Annotated in this window: 1 protein-coding gene and 1 pseudogene; one reads left to right on the forward strand and one right to left on the reverse strand. The window is 78.9% G+C overall.

What is annotated here, in order from left to right:
- On the forward strand, positions 1-926 hold a 926-nt coding region (locus EBN88_RS32515; protein WP_147472929.1), incomplete at its 5' end, for a class F sortase.
- A gap of 34 nt (positions 927-960) precedes the next feature.
- Here EBN88_RS32515 and EBN88_RS31045 read toward each other — a convergent pair.
- A pseudogene (locus EBN88_RS31045) lies at positions 961-1,201 on the reverse strand (alpha/beta hydrolase); the annotation flags it as partial.

Here is a 1,201-nt window from a genome sequence, read left to right on the forward strand (position 1 = left end):
GCGCCGCCGGGCCCCCGCCCCCGCCGCCCGGCACCCGCACCCGGCACCAGCGGCAGGCGTCGCGCACCCGCCGCCTGGAGACCACCGTCGCCGTGACGGTGGTGGTGATCGGGCTGCTGGTCGGCGTGTTCGCGCCGAGCGACGGCGGCGCCTCGGTCCGGGAGGCGCGCGCCTCCAGCAGCATCGCCGAGGGGGTGTCCCGGCCGGACGCGGTGGACGCGCCGGCCGCCGCCCCCGACGCGGGCTCCACGGCGAACCTGTCCGGCTCAGGCGCCGAGGGCGAGGTGGCGGTCGCCCCGCCGCTGGAGCGCGCGGTGCCGATCCGGGTCCGCATCCCCTATCTGGCCACGGACGTCGAGGTGTTCGGCGCCGACCTGGCGCCGGACGGCGGCCCGCCCTCGCCGTCCGAGGAGGACGCCCAGCGCGCGGCCTGGTACGCCGGCGGGGTCTCCCCCGGCGAGCGCGGCGCCGCGATCCTGGTCGGCCACCTGGACACCTACGACGGGCCGGCCGCGTTCGCCGGCCTCGGCTCGCTCCAGCCGGGCGAGACCATCGAGATCGACCGGGCCAACGGGGACATCGCGATCTTCACGGTGGACTCCGTCGAGCAGTACCCCAAGTCGGACTTCCCCGACGAGCGGGTCTACGGCTCGGTGACCTCGCCCCAACTCCGCCTGATCACCTGCGGCGGCCGGTGGACCGACGACGGCGGCTACGACTCCAACATCGTCGCCTACGCCCGCCTCACCGACTCCGTGGCCTTCGCCGAGGACGCCCGGGAGCCCTACCGGGACCCGGCGCCCGACCAGCCCCGGGACCAGCCCCGGGAGGACCCCGCCCAGGACCCGGCGTGGGACCCCGCGCTGGACCCGCCACTCGCCCCCGGCCTCGACCCGGCGCTCGACCCGGCCTGGAACGGCGGGTGACCGCCGCGCCCCCGCGCCGTTCGGCCCCCACCGCTCACCGTTCGGCCGCCTCGGCCAGGCGGTCCAGCAGCCAGGCCCCGGCCGGGAGGCCGGGGACCAGCGGCGCGTAGTGGCCGACGCCCGGCAGCGACTCCAGCCGGGCGCCGTGGCGTTCCGCGAAACGGCGGGAAAGATCGGCCGGCACCTGGCCGTCCGCCGCGCCGTGCACCAGCGTCACCGGCACGGGCGGGCGCGGCCGCCGCGCCGGGTCCGCCGCGTCGAGCGCCGCCTCGCGG

The organism is Streptomyces triticirhizae (assembly GCF_003696235.1).
Lineage (GTDB): Bacteria > Actinomycetota > Actinomycetes > Streptomycetales > Streptomycetaceae > Streptomyces > Streptomyces triticirhizae.